The sequence below is a fragment of the Luteibacter yeojuensis genome (assembly GCF_011742875.1).
Lineage (GTDB): Bacteria > Pseudomonadota > Gammaproteobacteria > Xanthomonadales > Rhodanobacteraceae > Luteibacter > Luteibacter yeojuensis.
Genome location: NZ_JAAQTL010000001.1, coordinates 3,216,536 through 3,237,611 on the forward strand (window position 1 = coordinate 3,216,536; position 21,076 = coordinate 3,237,611).

18 protein-coding genes are annotated in these 21,076 nt (G+C 67.4%); 12 read left to right on the plus strand and 6 right to left on the minus strand.

The genetic code is table 11. The features are described 5' to 3' along the window. Positions 1-47: 47 nt before the first annotated feature. Positions 48-1,022, minus strand: coding sequence for a GlxA family transcriptional regulator (locus tag HBF32_RS14520; protein ID WP_166700310.1), 975 nt, complete (start codon positions 1,020-1,022; stop codon positions 48-50). Between the two features lie 97 nt (positions 1,023-1,119). On the opposite strand from HBF32_RS14520, the gene HBF32_RS14525 reads away from it, so the two are divergent. The 4 genes from HBF32_RS14525 to bla all read left to right on the plus strand — a co-directional run bounded on the left by HBF32_RS14525 (position 1,120) and on the right by bla (position 6,115). Next, positions 1,120-1,767, plus strand: a complete 648-nt coding sequence (locus HBF32_RS14525) for an HD domain-containing protein (protein WP_166700311.1) — start codon at positions 1,120-1,122, stop codon at positions 1,765-1,767. A 150-nt stretch (positions 1,768-1,917) separates the two neighbouring features. Continuing rightward, positions 1,918-4,134 carry a TonB-dependent receptor family protein gene (locus HBF32_RS14530; RefSeq protein ID WP_166700312.1) on the plus strand — a complete coding sequence of 739 codons (2,217 nt, stop codon included), beginning with the start codon at positions 1,918-1,920 and terminating at the stop codon, positions 4,132-4,134. A 1-nt stretch (position 4,135) separates the two neighbouring features. Next, complete coding sequence (locus HBF32_RS14535; RefSeq protein WP_166700313.1) at positions 4,136-5,230, plus strand: PepSY-associated TM helix domain-containing protein; 1,095 nt, start codon at positions 4,136-4,138, stop codon at positions 5,228-5,230. Positions 5,231-5,320: 90 nt separating this feature from the next. Then, a complete protein-coding gene (gene bla, locus HBF32_RS14540; protein ID WP_166700314.1) occupies positions 5,321-6,115 on the plus strand; it encodes a subclass B3 metallo-beta-lactamase in 795 nt (264 codons plus the stop codon). On the opposite strand, the gene HBF32_RS14545 is transcribed toward bla, so the two are convergent. Further along, the gene (locus HBF32_RS14545) at positions 6,112-7,020 is read right to left on the minus strand and encodes an acyltransferase (protein WP_166700315.1); all 909 of its coding nucleotides are present in this window, start codon (positions 7,018-7,020) and stop codon (positions 6,112-6,114) included. The genes bla and HBF32_RS14545 overlap by 4 nt on opposite strands. A gap of 41 nt (positions 7,021-7,061) precedes the next feature. Further along, entirely contained in the window at positions 7,062-9,611 is a 2,550-nt protein-coding gene (gene ligD, locus HBF32_RS14550; protein ID WP_166700316.1) for a DNA ligase D, read from the minus strand. A gap of 136 nt (positions 9,612-9,747) precedes the next feature. Here ligD and HBF32_RS14555 point away from each other — a divergent pair, with 136 nt between their 5' ends. The 3 genes from HBF32_RS14555 (at position 9,748) to HBF32_RS14565 (ending at position 13,276) form a co-directional block, all read left to right on the plus strand. Next, positions 9,748-10,692, plus strand: coding sequence for a fimbrial protein (locus HBF32_RS14555; protein ID WP_166700317.1), 945 nt, complete (start codon positions 9,748-9,750; stop codon positions 10,690-10,692). Between the two features lie 83 nt (positions 10,693-10,775). After that, positions 10,776-12,461, plus strand: coding sequence for a copper resistance system multicopper oxidase (locus HBF32_RS14560; RefSeq protein WP_166700318.1), 1,686 nt, complete (start codon positions 10,776-10,778; stop codon positions 12,459-12,461). Then, positions 12,458-13,276, plus strand: a complete 819-nt coding sequence (locus HBF32_RS14565; protein ID WP_338039790.1) for a copper resistance protein B — start codon at positions 12,458-12,460, stop codon at positions 13,274-13,276. The genes HBF32_RS14560 and HBF32_RS14565 overlap by 4 nt, the downstream gene beginning before the upstream one ends. On the opposite strand, the gene HBF32_RS14570 is transcribed toward HBF32_RS14565, so the two are convergent. Continuing rightward, complete coding sequence (locus HBF32_RS14570; protein ID WP_166700319.1) at positions 13,233-14,810, minus strand: DHA2 family efflux MFS transporter permease subunit; 1,578 nt, start codon at positions 14,808-14,810, stop codon at positions 13,233-13,235. The two genes, HBF32_RS14565 and HBF32_RS14570, sit on opposite strands and share 44 nt — an antisense overlap. Positions 14,811-14,924: 114 nt before the next feature. On the opposite strand from HBF32_RS14570, the gene HBF32_RS19520 reads away from it, so the two are divergent. The 3 genes from HBF32_RS19520 (at position 14,925) to HBF32_RS14580 (ending at position 16,957) form a co-directional block, all read left to right on the plus strand. Then, positions 14,925-15,059, plus strand: coding sequence for a hypothetical protein (locus HBF32_RS19520; RefSeq protein ID WP_275690420.1), 135 nt, complete (start codon positions 14,925-14,927; stop codon positions 15,057-15,059). Positions 15,060-15,135: 76 nt separating this feature from the next. Continuing rightward, entirely contained in the window at positions 15,136-16,593 is a 1,458-nt protein-coding gene (locus HBF32_RS14575; protein WP_205287741.1) for an alpha-L-fucosidase, read from the plus strand. A 97-nt stretch (positions 16,594-16,690) separates the two neighbouring features. Beyond that, on the plus strand, positions 16,691-16,957 hold the full coding sequence (locus HBF32_RS14580) for a DksA/TraR family C4-type zinc finger protein (RefSeq protein WP_166700320.1): 267 nt from the start codon (positions 16,691-16,693) through the stop codon (positions 16,955-16,957). 135 nt (positions 16,958-17,092) lie between these two features. Here the strand turns inward: HBF32_RS14580 and HBF32_RS14585 are convergent, their stop codons facing one another. Both HBF32_RS14585 and HBF32_RS14590 read right to left on the minus strand, forming a co-directional pair. Continuing rightward, positions 17,093-17,803, minus strand: coding sequence for a DUF899 family protein (locus tag HBF32_RS14585; RefSeq protein ID WP_166700321.1), 711 nt, complete (start codon positions 17,801-17,803; stop codon positions 17,093-17,095). Positions 17,804-17,821: 18 nt separating this feature from the next. Further along, a complete protein-coding gene (locus HBF32_RS14590) occupies positions 17,822-18,481 on the minus strand; it encodes a glutathione S-transferase family protein (protein WP_166700322.1) in 660 nt (219 codons plus the stop codon). A 232-nt stretch (positions 18,482-18,713) separates the two neighbouring features. Here HBF32_RS14590 and HBF32_RS14595 point away from each other — a divergent pair, with 232 nt between their 5' ends. Further along, positions 18,714-20,909: a TIR domain-containing protein gene (locus HBF32_RS14595; protein ID WP_338039791.1), complete on the plus strand. Its 2,196-nt coding sequence runs from the start codon at positions 18,714-18,716 to the stop codon at positions 20,907-20,909. A gap of 29 nt (positions 20,910-20,938) precedes the next feature. Next, on the plus strand, positions 20,939-21,067 hold the full coding sequence (locus tag HBF32_RS19525) for a hypothetical protein (protein ID WP_275690421.1): 129 nt from the start codon (positions 20,939-20,941) through the stop codon (positions 21,065-21,067). Positions 21,068-21,076 lie beyond the last annotated feature (9 nt).

Below are 21,076 nucleotides of genomic sequence, written 5' to 3' on the forward strand. Positions count from 1 at the left end.
TCGAAGGCCATGGTTTCCTCCGCCCGGTCGATCCGGTGTGAACGGCGTCAGGCGCGTGCGTGTGCGTGGCGTTTGCGATAGTCCGCCGGGGTGACGCCGAGCCGGCGCACGAAGGCACGCCGCAGTCCGTTGGTATCGGCGTAACCGAGGCGCGCGGCCACCCGCTTGGGCGATTCCTGCCCGTCCTCCAGAAGGCGCCGCGCGGCCTCGATGCGCATGGCCTCGACGAAATCCCCCGGGGTCATGCCGACGTCGTGGCGGAAGATCCGGGCGAAGTGCCGGGCGCTCATGCCCATCCGCGCCGCCATCGAGGCGACCGAATGGTCGTCCCCCGGGTGTGCCGCGACGTAGCGTTGCAGCTCCTGAAGGGCACCCCGCCCCGCGGGTGCCGCCGCGCCACGCCGGCTGAACTGCATCTGCCCTCCTGGCCGGCGATAGAAGACGACCAGTTCGGCGGCCACGGCCATGGCGACATCCCGTCCCAGGTCCTCTTCGACCAGGGCAATGGCCAGGTCCATGCCGGCGGTGACACCGGCGGCCGTGCAAACCGGGCCGTCGCGCACGACGAAGGCATCCGCCTCGACGGTGAGCGACGGGTGGCGCCCGGCGAGCAGCTGGGCCACCTTCCAATGGGTCGTGACGCGGCGGCCGTCGAGCAGGCCGGTACGCGCGAAGAGCAAGGCTCCGCTGCAGATGGAGCCATACCGCCGTGCCCGGCTGGCCTGCCGCTGCAACCAGGCCACGACGCTCAGGTCCACCGCCGCGTTCGCGAGATCGGGCGATCCCGCCACCAGGAGGGTATCGAGGCGGTCGGGTTCGTCGTGGATGCTGGCATCGGGCAGGAACCGCATGCCGGAGGAAGCCGTGACGGCCAAGGGCGCGGCACCCACCGTCACCACCCGGTAGACCTCGCGACCCGTCTGCCGGTTGGCCTCCGCGAAGACGTCCGCCGGCCCGGACACGTCGAGCATCTGCACGCCCGGTGGGGCGAGGATGGCGATGGTGAGTGGCGGCGTCCGCATGGGCTGCGATATGGCTGAAATTGCTACTTCACGTCAAATTATGCCGAACCGGGGCGGGGATTCAATAGGTCCACCTCATCCACCACGGTCCACCGTCATGCAAACGATCGAACGCGTCGCCGGCATCGCCGTACCCGACAGCGCCCTGGCCCGCGAAATCACCGAATGGGTCCGCGATACCGAAACCGAGCTGCTGTACCACCATTCCCGTCGGGTCTTCTTCTTCGCCGCCCTCACCGGCGAGGCGAAGGCGCTGAAGTACGACCCGGAGCTGCTCTATGCGGCCGCCATGTTCCACGACATGGGCCTGATGCCCGCGCACGCGAGCAAGGACAAGCGCTTCGAGGTGGACGGCGCGGACACGGCCCGCGATTTCCTGCGGGGCAAGGGCGTGTCCGAAGCCGACATCGACACGGTATGGACGGCGATCGCACTGCACACCACACCGGGCATCCCGACCTACATGAAGCCGGAAATCGCCCTGCTGACCGCGGGCGTGGAAATGGACGTGCTCGGCCTGGGCTTCGCGAACGTCGACAGTGCCGCCCGCGAGACGGTGGCGGACGTCCACCCGCGTGGCACGGCGTTCAAGCAGGGCATCGTCGATGCCTTCTACAACGGCATCCGGAACAAGCCCGGGACGACCTTCGGCAACGTCAAGGCCGACGTCATGGCGTACAAGGAGCCGAACTTCCAGCGCACGGACTTCGTCCAGTGCATCCTGCACAACCACTGGCCGACCTGAGTTCCAGGAGCCGCCATGGCGGTTCCCGCAGCCGGCGCGGACTCGGGGCGGTGGCGGGGACGGGCGCCGGAAATCGGACGATGTATTTGATCTGATAATCATTCGCACTTACGATTGGCGATCTTTGCTCGTCCTCAGGTTGCCGTCTCCATGCGTTTTCGCCCCACCGCGCTCGCCCTGGCCCTCGCCGGTGCCTTTTCGGCGCACCCTGCCCTGGCCCGGGCCCAGCAGTCCCCACCTCCCGCCGCCGAGCTGGAGGGGGTCAAGGTCGTCGGCAACTGGCTGGGCGACGCTGCCCTGAACACGGTCGTCGACCACCCCGGCGCGCGTACCGTCGTACGCCGCGAGGACCTGCGCGAGGCCGGGGCGGTGAACCTGCGCGACGCACTGCGTCGCATCCCGGGTGTGCAGGTGCAGGAAAGCAACGGGACGGGCGGCAGCGACGTCTCGCTGAACGTGGGCGTGCGCGGCCTCACCGCGCGTCTCTCGCCGCGGTCCACCATCCTGCTCGATGGCGTACCCATCGCCGTGGCGCCGTATGGGCAGCCGCAGGTCTCCATGGCGCCGGTGGGCCTGGGCAACATCGAGGCCGTCGACGTGGTCCGCGGCGGCGGTTCCGTCCGCTATGGGCCGCAGAACGTGGGCGGGATCATCAACTTCGTGACGCGCGCGATCCCGGAGACCTTCGGGGGCAGCGCCGGCGTGCAATTCCAGGGCTCCGAACACGGCGGCATCCGCACGAACACGAATGCCTTCGTCGGCGGTACCGCGAGCAACGGCCTCGGCGTGGCCCTGCTCTACAACGGGCTGCACGGACCGGGCTTCCGCGAGCGCGAAGACAACGAGAGCATCGACGACGTGATGTTGAAGGCGAAGTACGCCTTCTCCCCCGAAGACACGCTCACCGGCAGCATCCACCATTACGACGGACAGGCAGGCATGCCGGGCGGCCTCAACCAGGCCGACTACGATGCGGACCCGTTCCAGTCGCGCCGCCCGTTCGACGATTTCCACGGTCGCCGGACCGATTACGTGCTGAAGTACAGCCATGTGGACGACCGCCGCAGCTTCGAGGTGCAGTCGTACTATTCGGACAGCTTCCGCGGCAGCCATATCGAAACGATCGCCCGTAACGCCGACGACAGCTACACGCACCAGCTCAACGCCTATCCGCGGAACTACCACGTGTTCGCGATCGAGCCGCGCTATTCGCAGCTGTTCGACTGGGGACAGGTCACGCACGAGATCGGCGTGGGCTACCGCTACACGAAGGAAGCGATGCACGAGCGCACGCTGCGCAACAACAAGTACGTCTCCGACCTCCCGTATACGCCCTACGACAGCTTCCCTTACGGCGGCCCGTACGTGCTTTCCGGCAACAACACCGGCAGCAACGAGGCGCATGCGTTCTACGTCGACGACACGATCAACGCGGGCAACTGGACCATCACGCCCGGCATCCGTTACGAACGGATCGACAGCGAGTGGCAGGCACATCCCGGCCGCACGGTGGTGGTGAAGGGTCCGACCGAGCGGCGGAAGAGCTATTCGAAGCCGCTGCCGTCGCTGAACGTGATCTACCACGTGACCGATGCCTTGAGGGTCTACGCCAATGCGGAAACCTCGTTCGGTTCGTTGCAGTACTTCCAGATCGGCCAGAAGGATTCGAACAACCGGTTCGCCGCTGGCCTGGAGCCGGAGACGGCGCGCACTTACGAGATCGGCACGCGCTACGACACGAAGGCCTGGGGCGGCGAGATCACCCTGTTCCGCATCAACTTCGACCACGAGTTGCAGCTCGTCGGCAAGCTGCCGGGCGTGGCGGATTCGCACGACGGCTGGACCAGCCTCGGCGCGACGACGCACAAAGGCATCGAGTCCGCGGCACATATGGACCTCGGCGAGTTCAGCGATGCGCTGCATGGCCTCACGCTCTGGGGAACGGCCACGTATACGCACGCCTTCTACAGGCACGGCTCGTTCGAGGGACGCGACCTTCCGTTCTATTCGCGGCGCACGGCCAACCTCGGCCTGCGTTACGGCATCGCGCAGTGGACGTTCAACCTCGACGCATTCTCGCAGTCGCGGCAGCACTCGCCGGGTTCGCCGAGCTTCGATCCCGCGCATCCCACGGAGTACGTTACCGAACCCTCGCCGGAAGGCGATCTCGGCGACATTCCCGGCTGGACCACGTGGAACGCGCGCGCCGAATACGCCTTCGGCCCGAGCCTCTCGAACCTGCGCCTCGGCGTGGGCGTGAAGAACCTCGCGGACAAGCGCTACTTCACGCGCTCCACCGACAACAACGACGGCATCTACGTCGGCATGCCGCGCACCTGGTTCGTCCAGGCCTCGGTGGATTTCTGACATGACGCCACGGCCGCGCCGACTGCGCCACGCGCTGAAGGCCCTGCACCTGTGGCTGGGCCTCAGTCTCGGCCTCGTGCTGGCGCTGGTGGCGCTCACGGGCAGCGTGCTCCTCTGGGAGCAACCGTTGCTTCGGGCGGGGCATCCCGAACTGGCGGCCCGGCCGCTACCGGATCTCGCCACCCAGGGACGGTCGCTGCAACGGATCCTCGCGTCCCCGGAGGGAAGGAAGGCGCGCGGATTCGCCCTGCCTGACGCGGAGCTGCCGGTATGGCAGGCCTCCGAACGCGGAGGAGGCCGCCGCTATTTCGACGCGGGCACCGGCGAACTCCTGCTGCATCGGACGACGTCGAGCGACGGCTTGCTCATGTTGCTCGACTGGCATACGCACCTTCTGTCGGGCCAGGTCGGCGAAACCGTGCTGGGTGCTGTCGCCTGCACCGGCCTTTTCATGCTGTTCTCCGGGGCATGGCTCTACTGGCCCGGTCGCCGGCGCGCACTCAAGCACCTGAAGCCTCATGCGAACCCGCCCGTGCTGCGCTGGGCCAGCCTGCACCGCTTCGTCGGCGTCGTCGCCCTGCCCTTGCTGATCGTGACGATCGGCACCGGCACCACGATGGCGTATCGCGGCGCGGTACGCGGCGGTCTTGCCTCGGTCTTCGGCGAACCCGCGCCGGCGCGTCCTCCGAAGATACCCCCGTCGCATGCCGCGATCGACTGGCCCGCCGTGCTCGCCGCCGCGCAGGCGGCCGCTCCCGATGCGCGGCTCACGCGCCTCACCCTGCCCTCGAAAGACAACGGCACGCTGGTGCTGCGTATCCGCCGCCCCGGCGAATGGAACCTCGCGGGACGCAGTTCGCTGTGGATGGACCCGGTCACCGCCACCGTGCTCGGCGGCGACGATGCGACGAAACTGGGCCCCGGCAGTCGCCTCGCCAATGCGTTGTTTCCCATCCATTCCGCGGCGGTAGGCGGTCCGGCCTGGCGAATCGTGGCGTGTGTCGCCGGCACCCTGCCGATGTTCCTGCTGGTCACCGGCTTCCTGTTCTGGCGTGCGCGCAGGCGCCGCAATCCGCCCCACCCGGGCGCGCTGTAGCACGACCGTTCCCGTGGGAGCCACATTCCCGCCTTTCCCCTGCCCTTGAACCGTGCCTATCCTGCGGGCCCCTGATAAGGAAGCCAGCACATGCGTCGTACCCTCCTCGCCCTCGCCGCCTTCACCGCCTTTCCCGCACTGGCCATCGACACCGCCAGCTGGACGCAACCGGTGAAGCCGCACGCGATCTATGGCAACACGTATTTCGTGGGCACCAAGGGCGTCTCGTCGATCCTCGTCACCTCGCCGCAGGGCCATGTGCTGATCGATGTTCCGCTCAAGGAGAATGTGGCGCTCGTCGAGGAGAACATCCGCAAACTCGGTTTCCGTGTCGAGGACATTAAGATCATTCTCAACTCGCACGCTCATTTCGATCACGCGGGCGGCATCGCGGCGCTCGCGAAGGACAGCGGCGCGACCGTGCGCGCGACGGCGGCCGGCGCCAGGGAATTGCGCCTGGGCGGCGACGATGCGAGCGACCCCCAGCACGGCGATATACACCTGTTCCCGAGGGTGGATGCCGTGGGCGACATCGCCGACGGCACGGTGGTGAAGGTGGGCCCGCTGGCGTTGACGGCGCACGTCACGCCGGGACATACTGCCGGCGGCACGGCGTGGACGTGGGAGTCCTGCCAAGGCGAGGCCTGCAAGTCGATCGCCTATGTCGACAGCCTTACCGCCTATTCCGCCAAGAGCTACCGTTACAGCGATCATCCCGACTTCGTGGCCGCGTTCCGGAAGACTTTCGACCGCGTGGCGGCCCTCCCCTGCGACATCCTCGTCGCTCCGCATCCCGAGCAGGCCGAAGGCAAGACCTGCAAGAGCTATGCGCAGGCGGGACGCGAGCGGCTGGAGCAGAAGCTCGCGGAAGAAAAGGGTCGCTAGAGCGGCTCCTTCTGTGCCGCTTGCTGCATGGCCGTTATCCGCGAGTCCTTCTCCGCCCAGAGTTCGTTCACCCAGCCCTGGAACCGCTCCCGGAACACCGGATCGTTTTCGTAGTCGCCGCGCATCTCCGGTGGAATCGCCAGTCGTCGCACGTGGATGCGGATCTCGCGGATGCGTCCCGCCAGCATGTCCATCGTCGTCCCCGGCCCGTCCGGATAGACGATGGTCACGTCGAGCATGTCGCGGATGGCGTCGCCCATCGCGTCGATGACGAAGGCCACGCCGCCGGCCTTCGGCTTCAGCAGGTGGGTATACGGCGAGCCCTGCGCGTCGTGCTTGGCCTGCGTGAACCGCGTGCCTTCGGTGAAATTCATGATCGACACCGGCAAGTGCCGGAATTTCTCGCAGGCGCGCCGCGTGGCCTCGCGGTCCTTGCCGCGCAGTTCGGGGCGTGTCTCGAGTTCCTGCCTCGAATGCCGCTTCATGAAGGGGAAATCCAGTGCCCACCACGCCGGACCGAGCAACGGCACCCAGATGAGCTGGCTCTTCAGGAAGAAGCGCATGAACGGGATGCGCCGGTTGAACACCTTTTGCAGGGCCGGAATGTCGACCCAGCTCTGGTGGTTGCAGACGACGAGGTAATTCCCCCGCAATGCGAGGCCGTCGACGCCTTCCACCCGCCAGCGCGTGCGCGTGAACACGCCGAACAACCAGCCGTTGATGCTCAGCCAGCTCTCCGCGATCCGTACGAGCCCGACGCCGATGACGCGTTGCGCGGCCGCGAGCGGGATCGCCAGCCGGACCAGCGTCAGCGCGAACAGCGGCAGCACGTGCAGCAGGGTGCTGACGATGAGGAGAGCGCAGACGAGCGGAACGCGAAGGAAAACGGGCAGGGAAGCAAGCATGTGTCGCAGGCCGGGAGGGGATGCCGCAGTTTACAGGCCTCTCACGCCCCCAGCTTCGCGTTCACGGCGGCGAGGTCCTGCCTGACCTTGTCGATGCCTTCCCAAGGGTCTTTCTTCAGCCTCGCGAGGCGTCTGGGCACGCTTCGCAGGTCGAAGGCGTCGCCGGACCCGATCCTGCCCAGTTCCTCCCAGCGCAACGGGACCGCCACGGGCGCGCCGGGCCGCGAGCGGAGCGAGTACGACGCCACGGCCGTTGCGCCGCGGCCGTTGCGCAGGTAGTCGACGTAGATCTTTCCCCGGCGGAAGCGCTTGCCGGCGGTCGCGACGAATTCCAGCGGATGCAATCCCGCCATGGCCTCCGCGAAGCCGCGGGCAAAGGTCTTCACCGTGTCCCAGTCGGCCCCTGGGTTGAGCGGCACGACCACGTGCAGGCCCTTGCCGCCGGTGGTGCGCACGAACGAGACCAGGCCCAGCTCGTCGAGCAGGCTCCTCACCTTGCGCGCCGCCGCGACCACGCGCGGCCACGCCACGTCCTCGCCCGGATCGAGGTCGAAGACGACGCGGTCGGCGATGTCGGGAGCGTCGACATGCGAGCCCCAGGGGTGGAATTCCACGGCACCGAACTGCACGAGTTCGATCAGTCCGGCCTCGTCGCGCGGATAGAGGTAGACCGCCGCCGCCCCGGTCTCTTCCTTCAGTTTCGCGGTGCCGACATGGTCGAGACCCGCCATGACGTGCTTCTGGAAGAAACACGGCGCACCGATGCCGCCGGGGCAGCGGATGGTGGAGGTGGGGCGGTCGGCGATGTCCGGGAGCATCCAGGGCATGACGGCGCGGTAATACGCCACGACGTCCTGCTTGGTGATGCCGTCGTCGGGGAAGACGACGCGGTCCGGATGGGTGATGGCGATGGCATCGGCGCCGGCCGCCCGGGCGGCGGCTTTCGTCGTGCCGCGCGGCGTCTTCTTCGCGGGCGGTGGATCGCGATCGGAGTCGCGCAGGTCGTCGGGCGACTTGTCCACGCGCAAGGCCTTCAGGCTGGGCTGGCGGAGCAGGTCCTTGTTCCCGATGCCGCGGTAGTACACCTCGGCGACGACGCGCGGCGGAACCCATAGCGCGCCGCGCAGCATCGGGTCCACCGCCCCGATGCGCACCGTCGGCTTCTTCGTCCCGCCCTTGGCCAGCGTCTTGCCCAATTGTCTCAGCATCTCGTCGGTGAACCCGGTGCCGACGCGGCCGACATACGTCCAGCCGCCGGCCCTGTCCGGCTTCGCCAGGAGGAGGGAGCCGAACGACAGGCGCGAGCCCTTCGCAGGCGTGTAGCCGACCACGGCGAACTCGTCGCTCTCGAGGCGCTTGATCTTCTGCCAGTCGTCGCCGCGCCCGCTGTGGTAAGCACCATTGGCGCGCTTGGAAATGATGCCCTCGAGCTCCTGCTCCATCGCCATCGCGAACACGTCGTCGCCGTCCCCCACATTGTGCGAGCTGTACGACAGATGCGGTGGCGCATGCGCCAGCAGTCGTTCGAGCAGTGCCTTGCGCTCGACGAGCGACGTGCGCGACAGGTCGTAGCCCTGCAGGTAGGGCATGTCGAAGATCATGTAGACCAGCGGCGCCTGCGCTTCGCCCGAAAGCGTGCGCTGCAGGGCATTGAAGTCGCTGCGGCCCTCCGTGTCCAGGGCGATCAGTTCGCCGTCGAGGCGCGCGCTGTCGAGTTCCAGGGCTTCGATGGCCTGGGCGATCTCGGGCGCGCGGTCGTTCCACGGCAAGGCGTTGCGCGACCACAGCAGCACCTCGCCGTTCGCCACGCCGGTGAGGATGCGGTAACCGTCCCACTTCACCTCGTGTACCCAGTCGTCGCCCTGCGGCGGCGTTTCGCGAAGCCGGGCCAGCTGCGGCGCGAAAAAGCCGTTGCCCGGCTTCGCCTTGCGCGCACCCTTCAGGGCCGCGGCGTTCTTGGTCAGCGTGGCCAGGGGCACGCGGCGTGTCTTCGGCGGTGCCTTCTTCCGCACCGTGGATTTCTTCGCCGCCGCGCGCAAGCTGGGCGTGGTCGCGGCGCGGCGGGTGCTTTCGCGCATCTTCGCATCGAGGAGATCATCGGCTTCGACGTCGCCCGCGTAGGCGTCTTCCGCCTTGATGAGGAACCAGGCCGGCTGGCGCTCTTTCTTCGCACCGCGCACGAGATGCCATGCACCTTTCAGCCGTTCGCCGAACAGCTCGAATTCGAGATGTCCCTTCCGGAGCTGCGCCTCGGGATCGCCGCGCGTGGCCCAGACGCCGCGATCGAAGAGATCGACGTGGCCCTTGCCGTAGCCTTCCTCGATATCGCCTTCGAAGCTGGCGTAGGACACGGGATGGTCCTCGACCTCCACCGCCAGCCGTTTCACCTTCGGGTTGTAGCTCGGCCCCTTGGGTACCGCCCAGCTGCGCAGCACATCGCCCACCTGAAGGCGGAAATCGAAATGCCGCCGGGAGGCGTGGTGCAGCTGCACCACGAAGATGGCGCGACCGCCGCCCGGCGCGGAGTCGTCCGGTGCCGGTTCGCGTGTCTTCGCGAAGTTCCGCCTGCGACGGTAATCCTGGAGGCTCATGGCGGGATGGTTGGGCAGGAAGGGTGAATATGCTGTCGAATGCAGGCGCGCTGTCAGCGCACTTTCAGATTCGTGGGATGGGTTTGGCGGGGCGGTGCGGGCAGACTCGGTAGCCCCACCCGAAGGAGGTTCCGCCATGCCACGATCCCTTGTCTTGCTCCTGCTGTTGCTCCCGGGGCCGGCCTGCGCAACCTTCCCCCTCTGCAAGCTGCCTCCGGCACAGAACGGCCCCCAGCAGGTTTCGTTCGGCATCGTCAGGGTGCCTGCCGATGCGCCGCTAGGGGCGATCCTGGCACGACGCGTGACATCGCCCTGGACACCGTCCTACGGCTACCTGTGCAAGAAGTACACGTCGACGTTCACCCTCGGCCTGTTCGGCGGAACCGCCCTCGGCGAAGGTACCCATGCCACCAACCTGCCCGGCGTGGGCATCCGCATCCGTTTCCACCACAACGGCGAATGGGTCGTCCTTCCCTACGTGCGCAGCCACGACCACGGACTCTTCAAGCCAGTCCAACTGGTGCTGATCAATGCCCATTTCAGCGTTGAGCTCGTCAAGACGGGCGCCATCGTGAGAGGCGGCAACCTGAGCCAGGGCATCCTCGCCCAGGCCGGCTTCGACAACCGCCCCCTGGTGCAGCTCGCCCTGCTCGATGCGCGGGTGGAGCCGCAACGTCCCACCTGCGCCTTCCTCTCCCGGCAACTTGTCTTCGACCTGGGCAAGGTCGACGGCGGCGTCCTGCGTTCGGAGGGGCACAGCCGGTGGGCGACCCAGCAACTGGTTTCCACGGGTTGCAGCAACGTCACCGAAATGCTGATGACCTTCACAGGCGCGGCCGACGAAGCCGACCCCTCGCTGTTCAAGCTCAATGGCGGCGATGCCGCCAAAGGCGTCGCCGTGGAAATGCGCAGCGACCATCCGGACACGCAGGCCATTCCCAATAGCAGCGTACCGATGGTGCTGCCTGCGTGGTCGGAGGGCCGAAGTCACGGTTTCCGCGCGCGCTACCGCACCACCGGTGGATCGCTCATGCCCGGGTCCGCCAACACGAGCATCACGGTCAACGTCACCTACCGCTGACCCTGGCCGTCCCCCGCGGGCAAGGCTGATAGAGCCTAGTCCAGAGTTGTCGCATAGGGGACGGTTTCATTACGCTCCGCGCCATGCACGACGACGCCCATTCCATCCACCTGTCACGACGCCGGTTCATACAGGGACTTATCGTTGCCGGCGTCGGCGCGGGTCTTGGCGTGGTTCGTCCCGCAGTAGCAACCGCCTCCATGCCGCGCATGCGCGAGCTTTCCGGCAGCGAATTCGACCTGAACATCGGTCGTTCGGCGGTGGACTTCACCGGGCGTGCGCGTACGGCGGTGACGGTCGACGGCGGTGTTCCCGGTCCGGTCCTGCGCTGGAAGGAGGGCGACATGGTCAGTCTGCTAGTGCGTAACGGGCTCGACGTCACCTCGTCCATTCACTGGCATGGCCTCATCGTGCCGGCCGACCAGGACGGCGTACCGGGGTTGAGCTTCGACGGCATACCGGCGGGCGGCAGCCACACCTATCGTTTCGCCGTGCGACAGTCGGGCACCTACTGGTACCACGCCCACAGTCGCTTTCAGGAACAGAGTGGCCTTTACGGCGCCATCGTCATCGAGCCCCGGGACGGAGAACGCTACCCCGCCGATCGCGAGCACGTCGTCCTCATCAGCGACTGGAGCGACGAGGACCCGGAGCGCATCTATGCGAACCTGCGCTCACGCAGCGGCATGTACAACTACGGCCGCCCCACGCTGGCCGACTTCCTGCGCGATGCCCGTGCGAAAGGTTTCGACGACGCGATGGCCATGCGGCGTATGTGGAACCGGATGCGCATGGATCCCACCGATCTCGCCGATATTTCGGCGGCCAGCTACACCTATCTGGTCAACGGCAACACGCCCGCCGCGAACTGGACGGGGCTCTTTCGGCCGGGCGAGCGCGTGCGCCTGCGTCTCATCAATGGCTCGTCGAACTCGATCTTCGACCTGCGCGTCCCAGGGCTCCGCCTGCGTGTGATCGCCGCCGACGGACAGGACGTGCTGCCGGTCGAAGTGGACGAGCTGCGCCTGTCGGCTGCCGAGACTTACGATGTGCTGGTTGAACCCACCGAAGATCGCGCCTACACGATCTTCGCCCAATCCATCGATCGCTCCGGTTACGCGCGCGCCACGCTGGCTCCGCGCACGGGCATGAGCGCGGCAGTGCCGTCGCTCGATACCCGCCGGCGCCTCGCGATGCGCGACATGATGGGCAGCATGGCCGAGGACTCAGGCGACCATGGCGCCATGGCGATGGCCAGTCACGCACGCACGGAATACGGCCCAGGTGTCGACATGCGCGTGGACATGCCGCGCACGAACCTCGACGACCCCGGCGTCGGCCTTCGCGAGCGCACGCATCGGGTGCTCACGTATGCCGATCTGCGCACGGTGGGAGGCGCGCTCGACCCACGCGAGCCCGCCCGCACCATCGAGCTGCACCTCACCGGCAACATGGAGCGCTACGCGTGGTCGTTCGACGGCCTGAAGTTCTCGCAGGCGAAACCCATGCACTTCCGGCAGGGCGAGCGCCTACGCCTGCGCCTCGTCAACGACACGATGATGAACCATCCGATCCACCTGCATGGCATGTGGAGCGAGGTGGAATCGCCGGGCGGCGCGTTCCAGGTGCGCAAGCATACGGTGAACGTACAGCCGGCACAGCAGGTGAGTTATGCGGTCACCGCGGACAACCCGGGACACTGGGCCTTCCACTGCCACATGCTCTACCACATGGAAGCAGGCATGTTCCGCGAGGTGGTGGTGTCGTGAGGTGCGCCGCGATCCTCATTCTGGCGCTCGTTCCCTGCGCGGCCTTCGCGCAGTCGATGGAGGGCATGGACCACTCGGCCATGCAACACGCCGCCCACGAGGCGCCGGCAGGCGCACGCAGCGGCGATTGGTCCGACGGGGTGGCGTCTTCGATGCACGGCATGGACATGATGGACATGGACGACGCGGCACCCGTCGGCATGCTCCTGCTCGACCGGCTCGAGTCGTTCGCCGGACAAGGAGGGCACGGTCAGTCGTGGGAAGCCGAGGGCTGGTACGGCAACGACACGGACAAGCTCTGGCTGCGCAGCGAGGGCGAGCGCGAAGGCGGCCGTCCGCGCGACGGCGACGTCGAAGCCTTCTGGAGCCATGCCGTGGCGCCATTCTGGGATGCGCAACTTGGCGTTCGCCGCGACGTGGGCGAGGGGCCGAAGCGGACCTGGGCCGCCTTGGGCCTGCAAGGCCTCGCGCCGTACTGGTTCGAGGTGGAAGCCACCGCCTATGCCGGTAGCGGCGGACGAACGGCGGCGCGCGTGCGCGTGGAGTACGAACTGCTGCTCACCCAGCGCCTGATCCTCCAGCCCGAACTCGAGGTCAACGCCTACGGCAAGGACGATCTTCGACGCGGCATTCGCTCCGGCGTCTCCAGCCTCGAGGGCGGGCTGCGCCTGCGCTACGAGATTCGCCGCTCCATCGCGCCGTACGTAGGTATCGCATGGGACCACCTCGTAGCCGGCACGGCCGGCCTCGCCCGCGGCAACGGCCGTCGCGTCACCGATCGTCGCTGGGTGGCCGGGATTCGTCTTTGGTTCTGACGCCGCCTTTCAGGGCGAGAGCCGTGACGATGGCCGACAGCACGGCGAGTCCCGCCGATACCAGCATCACCGCGCGAAAGCCCGCCACGAAGGCGTCGGCGATGGCGCGCCGGGCCGCGGGATCCGTCACCTCGATGCCGGCCATCTTGGGTTTCTGCGCGGCAATCTGATTCATGACGTCGCCGGGCAGGGCGAGTTCGGCAAGCCGCGCAGCGAGAGTGGTGTCGAAGGCCTGCGTGAGGATGACGCCGAAGACGGCGATGGCGAGCAGGCCCGCCGTGCGCGCCACCGCGTTGTTCACCCCGGAGGCGGTGCCCGCGAGGTCCGGCGACAGGGCATTCATGACCGTGGTGGTGAGCGGTGCCACCACGATGCTCATGCCGAGTCCGAGCACGCAACTGGCGGGGAAGAAGGTGGTCCAGTAGTTGTCGCCCACGCCGGGCACGGCGTACAGGAGGAAGCCGACGGCCGAGATCACCGGTCCGACCACGAGCGGCAGCGTCGCGCCCACGCGGTCGACGAGCTGTCCTGTCCAGCGCGACAGCGAGAACATGATCACGATGATCGGCAGCAACGACGCGCCGGCGCCCGTCGCGCCATACCCCTGCACCTGGATGAAGTTGAGCGGCACGAAGAACAGGCTGCCGCCGAGCGCGGCGTAGAGCAGCAGGGTGAGCGCGTTCGCCGCCGAAAAGTCGCGATTGCGAAACAGCGAAAGGGGAAGCATCGGTGTGGAAGAGCGCTGCTCGACGGGTATGAACGCGACCAGCGCCGCGATGCCGACGCCCGCGGCGACGAGCACCGGCACCGACGTCCAGCCCTGCTGCGGTGCCTCGATGAGTGCGAACACCACACCGGCGAGACCGACGGTGGCGAGCAGCGCGCCGCCGAGGTCCAGGCGCCCCGCATGCGCTCCGTGGCTCTCCGGCACGCGCCACAGGCATACGGCAATGAGCGCGATACCGAGCGGAAGATTGATCAGGAACGCCCAGTGCCACGACACGTACTCGACGAGGTAACCGCCGATGACCGGCCCGGCGGCCGCGGTGATGCCGCTGAAGGCCGACCAGGTACCGATCGCGGCGCCGCGGCGCTCCTTCGGATACGCGCTGCTGATCAAGGCCAGGCTGCCAGGCACGAGCAGGGCGGCACCGAAACCCTGTACCGCGCGTGCGCCGATGAGCGCGCCGACGGTGGGCGCGGCGGCGCATGCGATCGAGGCGAGCGTGAATACGACCGTGCCGATGACGAACACGCGCCGGCGCCCGAAGCGGTCGCCGAGCACGCCACCCACGAGGATCAGCGCGGAGAGCAGCAGCGCGTACGCTTCCATGACCCACTGGGTGTCGGCCGTCGTGGCGTCCAGCGCCTGCTGGATGGCCGGCAGCGCCACATTGACGATGGTGCCGTCGACGAAGGCCATGCCCGAACCCACGATGGCGGCGACGAGCGTCCAGCGGCGGGCGGATTCGCTACACTCGACCGTCTCGTCCTCGGCGATGGCGTCGGGGGGCAGGGAAGGGGTCGAGGTCATGGTCGACGAGCGTACCGCGTCGCGCTCCCGCGTGCCCATACGCGACGGACGCGGTGCGACGCCACCTGAATGCTTGCCGCGGCAGACTTTGCCGCTCCGACGGAGGTCATGCCCATGAAAGAGCGCGACACGTACGACGATCCCACCACCGGCAGCGGCGATCCCACCCACGGCGAAGGGCCGAAGCCCGAGGAGCCCGTCACGACGGGCTCGGGCGATCCGCAGCACAAGCGTTCACAGGAAGACTGAAGGAGAGCACCATGTCCCGCTCCAAGCGCATCGATCCGTCCCTCCGGCTCATCGCCGCGGTCAAGGCCGTGGCGAAGTGAACCGGCGCGACTTCGCGAAGGCACTGGCGGCGACGGCCGCGATCGGCGGCGGCCTGTGGCCCGTCGCGAGAACGGTGGCGACGACGGTCGCCGCGTCGCCGAAGCGGCACGTGGCGGTGGACCCGGAACGCCTGCGTACCCTCCAGCAGGCGTTCCTCGACCTGCGCTTCGGCATGTTCATCCACTTGAACATGGCCACGTTCGAGGAACGCGAATGGGGCGACCCGACACTGTCGCCGACGTTGTTCGATCCGAAGCACCTCGATACGGACCAGTGGGCGCGCGCGGCGAAGTCCGCGAACATGGGCTACGCCTGCCTCACTACCAAGCACCACGACGGCTTCTGCCTCTGGCCCACGAAAACCGGCAGCGCAAACGTGATGCAGTCCTCGTACCCGCACGACGTGGTGCGTCGGTACGTGGATTCGTTCCGCAAGGCGGGACTCGGGGTCTGTCTCTATTTCTCCATCCTCGATCTGCGCCAGGACATCCGCGCACGCACGGTCACCCCGGAGAAGATCGCGCTCATCAAGGCGCAGATCGCCGAGCTGCTGACCGGCTACGGTCCGCTCACGGCATTGATCCTCGACGGGTGGAACGCGTCGTGGTCGCGCATCTCCTATGCCGAGTTGCCATACCGCGAGATCTACGACCTGGTGAAGTCGCTGCAGCCGGACTGCCTGCTCACCGATCACAACGCGGGCAGCTACCCCGGCACGGCGCTTTACTACACGGACATCAAGCAATACGAGCAGCATGCCGGGCAGAAGATTCCGCCCGACAGCCCGGTGCCGTCGCAATCCGGCACCACGCTGCAAAGCGATTGGTTCTGGAAGAAGGCCTATCCCACCTCGGAGCTGGCCTCGGCGCGGACGATCGTCGAGGACTGGCTGAAGCCGTTCAACGAGAACCACTGCAACCTGATCCTCAACGTGGCGCCGAACCGCGACGGGCGTTTCGACGACAACGCGGTGGCGCGCCTGGCGGAAATCGGCCGGCTCTGGAAGAACACGGGGCCCGCGCCGAAGATCGGCCGTTCCGTCACGATCACCACCCCCGATCTCGCCGCCGGCAGGCCGGCCTGGGCCAGCGCGAGCGACGAGGCCGTCGGACCCGACCAGGCCTTCGACGACAACTTCCGCAGTTACTGGCTGGCGGATCGCGGCAAGGAAGACGCCTGGATCGAGGTGCGCTTCGACGAACCCGTTTCGTTCAACACGCTCTCGATCGTCGAACCTCTGCATGCCGAAGGCTATGGCGACACGAGCCGCATCGCGTCCTACAAGGTGGAGGTGGAGCGTGATGGCGGGTGGGTGGAACTCGTCGCCGGAACGAAGCCCGCGCCTTATCAGTTCCACGAGTTCCAGCGGACTGCCACAAGACGCGTCAGGCTGAGCGTGCGCGGGAAACAACCGGGTATCACCGAACTTGGCCTTTACGACGAGCCACGCTGAGGGCAGGTGCCGTGCAGGGGGTATTCCATGGCTGCCCGCAACGGGTTCCCCCTCGTCACACCTTTAAAACCAATGGTTTGCCACTATCTTTCCCATTATGGCTACCGGATGGGCGGGCGATACCGCCGTACAAGACCAGATCGACGCCACCGTGGAAGACGCGGTGAAGCGCGCGCGCAGCCGCATGGCCAAGGGACCGAGCCTCGAACGCTGCGAGGAGTGCGACAAGCCGATCCCCGAGGCACGGCGCCAGGCCGTGCCGGGCGTGCGCCTGTGCGTCGCCTGCCAGGAAGCGGCCGACCGGGAGGAGGCCCGCTTCAGCGGTTACAACCGCCGCGGCAGCAAGGACAGTCAGCTGCGCTGAGAGCCGCGGCGGCCTTGTAGGAGCCGCTATAGCGGCGAGAGCCGGCTTGCGAGGCCGTCGCGAGGTTTCCTCGCCGCTATAGCGGCTCCTACAGGATGACGGCGGCTCCCACACAAAGCCGATATCCGGAAGGATTTACGGCGCCGGATAGTCGAGGCTCGGATACCACGTCGGCGAACGTCCCTGCGGAAGGCAATCGATCACCGTCCACAACGGCATCAGGTCGGGCGCGCCGCGCGGATCCTGTCCCGGGTCCATCGTGTTGCCGTCCATCTCGCCGGACCAGAAGTGCCGGATCGTGCCGTCGCGGCGGGTGAAGACGTTGAAGGCGGGCTCGTCACCGCCTTCCTTGCCGATGGCGAAGTAGTCGCGGCTGAAGTTGCCGTTGGCATCCGAGTACAACTTCAGGTGTCTCCAGCCACGCTCCTTCGCGAAAGCGACCATCCGTTCGATGGGCGAGCGTGAAATGACCGCCAGTGACGTGTTTTGCTCGATGTCGCGCGCCTGTCCATCCCATGCGCTCAGCAACGAGGTGCACATGGGGCAGGGGCGGTCGCGCTGCGGGCCGAACATCCAGCTGTACGTGGCGAGGGTTGGCTTGTCGCCGAACAGGCCGGCGAGATCCACCGGTCCATCCACGCCGACGAAACGATAGTCGCCGCGGACTTCGCCACCGGGAGGCAGTGCACGGCGCATCTCGGCCACCCGCTCGATATGCCGGCGCAATTCGATCTCCTCGGCCAGCAGGGCCGTGCGCGCCTTCCGGTAATCGACGCTCTCGTTGGGAATGCGAAGTGTGCTGCGCGCCGCCAGCTCGGCGGCGGGGACAAGGGGTTGGCTGCTCATTCGGTTGTCTCCTTGGTATCAGTCGCGGTCGGGCGCGCCGAGGGGGAAGAACGCACGAAAGGGGCGGGCCTCGTCCACGGCGCGTGCGAACGAGGGGCGTGCGAGGAGGCGCCGGCGATAGGCATGCACGTGTTCGAAGCGCGGATCGATCGCGTGCGTCCAGTCGGCGTAGAAGAGGAAAGGCGCCGCACCGCAGTCGGCGAGGGTGAAGCGGTCCAGGGCGGCCCATTCGCGCCCGGCCATGTACGTGTCCAGCCAGGCATAGGCCAGCTCCAGCATCTCCCGCGCATCCTCCACACCCTGTCTGTCGCGCCGGCCTTCCGGCCGCAGCGCGTCGAAGACGACTTTCTGCTGGGGCGTGGAGATGTAGTTGTCGAAGAAGCGATCCATGCGCCGTACCTCGAGGGCCTCCCTGGGGTCCGCGGGGAGCATCGGGGCCGGCCCCGGATGGTAGAGGTCGAGGTATTCGACGATGCAGGTGGCCTCGGTGATGGTGCGCTTGCCGTCGACCAGCACCGGGAACCGCTTCAGCGGCCAGAGTTCGGCGAACTCCGCGTAAATTTCCGGATGCTCCGGCGAAAGCATCTTCCACTCGAACGGCGTGCCGTTCTCGTAGAAGGCGATGAGGGCCTTCTGGCAGTAGGACGAGAACGGATGGGCGTAAAGCTTCAGGGTCATTGGCATCACCACTTGGGGGTACTGACTATGCGTCGAACGGTCGACCCGAAAATCGACACGGTTCCCGCCAAACCGGGGACGGTCCGTACTCGCGAGCCTGGCCGGCCGGGCGCTAACGGGTGCGTAACCCTCTGTCGTGCATGTGAAAACCTCGTGAAAACGTGACACGCATCACATTATTGGTGCTAGCGTAGCCCGCGCAGGAAACCCGCGTGCTTGGGGAGTACCTCGCGTGACGGCCCAGATTCCAGCGGTACCGGCATTCCGGTATCGCGCCTTCCTCAGCTACAGCCACCGGGACGAACCCTGGGCACGGTGGCTGCACAAGGCGCTGGAAGGTTACGTGGTGCCGCGACGCCTGGTGGGGCGGTGCACGCCCTTCGGGCCCGTGCCGCGACGGCTCGCCCCCATCTTCCGCGACAGCGACGAACTCGCGACGGCGGGCGATCTCGGCGGCAAGGTCAACGAGGCGTTGGCGGAATCCGCGAGCCTGCTCGTCGTCTGCTCGCCCAGCGCCGCGACGTCGCACTGGGTGAACGAGGAAGTGGCTGCTTTCAGGAAGCTGGGCCGTGGCGAGCGCATCTGTTGCCTGATCGTTTCCGGCGAGCCTAACGCAAGCCTCGTGCCCGGAAAGGAAGCGGAGGAATGCTTCGCTCCCGCGTTGCGCACGCGCTGGCGGAAGGACGGCGCTCTCGAAGAAGAGACCGTCGAACCCGTCGCCGCCGACGTGAGGCCGGGCAAGGACACACGGGCCGAAGCGAAGTGCCGGATCGTCGCCGGCATGCTCGGCCTCGATCTCGACGTGCTGAAACGACGCGATTACCAGCGCCGCGCACGCCGCGCCATGATCTTTTCCGCCGTCGCCCTTTTCGTCACGGCCATCACCGGCGCGCTGGCGGTCGCGGCGCTCGTGGCGCGCGACGCCGCGCAACGCAGGCAGAAGGAGGCCGAAGACCTGGTCGCCTTCATGCTCGGCGATCTCAACGACAAGCTCGCCCAGGTTTCCCGTCTCGACATCATGGCGGCGGTGGACGACAAGGCGATGGCTTATTTCCAGGCACGATCCGACGAGGATCTCGGCGACCGGGCCCTCGCGCAGCGCGTGAAGGCACTGGAGAAGATCGGCAGCGTCCGTCTGGACCAGGGGCAACTGGCCGCGGCGATGACGTCCTACCAGGCCGCCCTCGCCATCGCGGCGAAGCTGGCAGCGACCACGCCCGATGCCGCGCACCATCTCGCGCATGCCGAGGTCGAGACCCTGGTCGGCCTGGTGTACTGGCGGCAAGGAAAGCTCATCGAGGCACAGGCCACCTTCGCTTCGGCGAAGTCGATCCTGGAGCGCGCCGCGGGATACGCGCCGGCCGACCTCGAGATCGCGTTCCAGCTGGCGCTGATCGACAACAACATCGGCTACGTGCTGGAGGCGCAGGGACGACTGGACGAAGCGGACGCCCAGTACCGGCGCATGCTCAGGTCGATGCAACGCCTCGTGGCGGCACAACCCGGCAATGCGGAATGGAGCGAATCGCTCGGCTCCGCCTACAGCAACCTCGGCAAGCTGGCCCTGCTGCGCGGCGACCTGGCGGAAGCCATGCGGAAGTACGCCGAGGACGAACGCATCCAGGTACGGCTCGCCGCGGAGGCGCCGAAAGACGCCAACCGCCTCGGCCGGCTGCTGACCGCGCATGCGATCCTCGGTCGCACACAGGCGCTGGTGGGGGATCCGGCCTCCGGCATGGAGCGGCTGCAGCGTGCCGTGGATATCGCGACGTCGCTGACGGCGATGGACGCCAGCAATGCCGAGGCGCAGGAGCAGGTCGCGCTGTATGGCACGCAGCTCGCGCGTCTGCGCCGGCTCGACGGCGACCTGCTGGCGGCCAGCCGCCTGACGACGAAGGCGGAAGCGATCTTCGCGCGCCTCACCGGCATGGATGCGGAGAACGCGACATGGCGGCGCGAGTACGCCGAAACGTTGACGGAACATGCGGCGCAACTTCGCGCCGTCGACGACAGGGCGGGGGCCCGTCGCCAGGCCGCCGCCGCCTCGCGCATGCTGGCTCCCTTGTTCGCGAAGGCGCCCGACGATCGTTCCCTCCTCCTTGCCACGGCGGCCGGATGGCTTGCGCAGGCCGACGCCGAGGTCGACGGCAGCGTCGCGCGCGCGTTGCGCGAAAAGGCGCTTGCCGCGATGGCGACGACAAGAAGCGGCGAGACCGATCCGCGCCTGCTGGCGCTTCGGACGCAGGCGCTGCTGGCCCTCGGGCGCGACGCCGAAGCGGCATCGTCGATCGGGCGTCTCTGGGACGACGGTTACCGCGACGCGGCGCTGCTGGCCAGCCTGCGCGACCACGGTATCGACTATCCCCCCAACGAGGGTTTCCGGCACCAGTTGATGGCCGCCGAGGGAGAGGTGGCGACAGACCGGTAAGGACCGTTCCACATCCACGGGAGAACACCATGGCCAATACACCCACCGACAAGACACCCGACAAGCAGACGGCTCCTGCCGAGAGCAAGCCGTCGGAGCCAACCAAGACGGTCCCCGGCGCGGACCTCACGAAGAAGGGAGGAATCAAGCCGAGCTGACCGCCGTGA

Bases quoted from the DNA above. Each gene is read 5' to 3' on its own strand.
- HBF32_RS14520 (WP_166700310.1), bottom strand. From the start codon at position 1,022: ATGCGGACGCCGCCACTCACCATCGCCATCCTCGCCCCACCGGGCGTG.
- HBF32_RS14525 (WP_166700311.1), top strand. From the start codon at position 1,120: ATGCAAACGATCGAACGCGTCGCCGGCATCGCCGTACCCGACAGCGCC.
- HBF32_RS14530 (WP_166700312.1), top strand. From the start codon at position 1,918: ATGCGTTTTCGCCCCACCGCGCTCGCCCTGGCCCTCGCCGGTGCCTTT.
- HBF32_RS14535 (WP_166700313.1), top strand. From the start codon at position 4,136: ATGACGCCACGGCCGCGCCGACTGCGCCACGCGCTGAAGGCCCTGCAC.
- bla (WP_166700314.1), top strand. From the start codon at position 5,321: ATGCGTCGTACCCTCCTCGCCCTCGCCGCCTTCACCGCCTTTCCCGCA.
- HBF32_RS14545 (WP_166700315.1), bottom strand. From the start codon at position 7,020: ATGCTTGCTTCCCTGCCCGTTTTCCTTCGCGTTCCGCTCGTCTGCGCT.
- ligD (WP_166700316.1), bottom strand. From the start codon at position 9,611: ATGAGCCTCCAGGATTACCGTCGCAGGCGGAACTTCGCGAAGACACGC.
- HBF32_RS14555 (WP_166700317.1), top strand. From the start codon at position 9,748: ATGCCACGATCCCTTGTCTTGCTCCTGCTGTTGCTCCCGGGGCCGGCC.
- HBF32_RS14560 (WP_166700318.1), top strand. From the start codon at position 10,776: ATGCACGACGACGCCCATTCCATCCACCTGTCACGACGCCGGTTCATA.
- HBF32_RS14570 (WP_166700319.1), bottom strand. From the start codon at position 14,810: ATGACCTCGACCCCTTCCCTGCCCCCCGACGCCATCGCCGAGGACGAG.
- HBF32_RS19520 (WP_275690420.1), top strand. From the start codon at position 14,925: ATGAAAGAGCGCGACACGTACGACGATCCCACCACCGGCAGCGGCGAT.
- HBF32_RS14580 (WP_166700320.1), top strand. From the start codon at position 16,691: ATGGCTACCGGATGGGCGGGCGATACCGCCGTACAAGACCAGATCGAC.
- HBF32_RS14585 (WP_166700321.1), bottom strand. From the start codon at position 17,803: ATGAGCAGCCAACCCCTTGTCCCCGCCGCCGAGCTGGCGGCGCGCAGC.
- HBF32_RS14590 (WP_166700322.1), bottom strand. From the start codon at position 18,481: ATGACCCTGAAGCTTTACGCCCATCCGTTCTCGTCCTACTGCCAGAAG.
- HBF32_RS19525 (WP_275690421.1), top strand. From the start codon at position 20,939: ATGGCCAATACACCCACCGACAAGACACCCGACAAGCAGACGGCTCCT.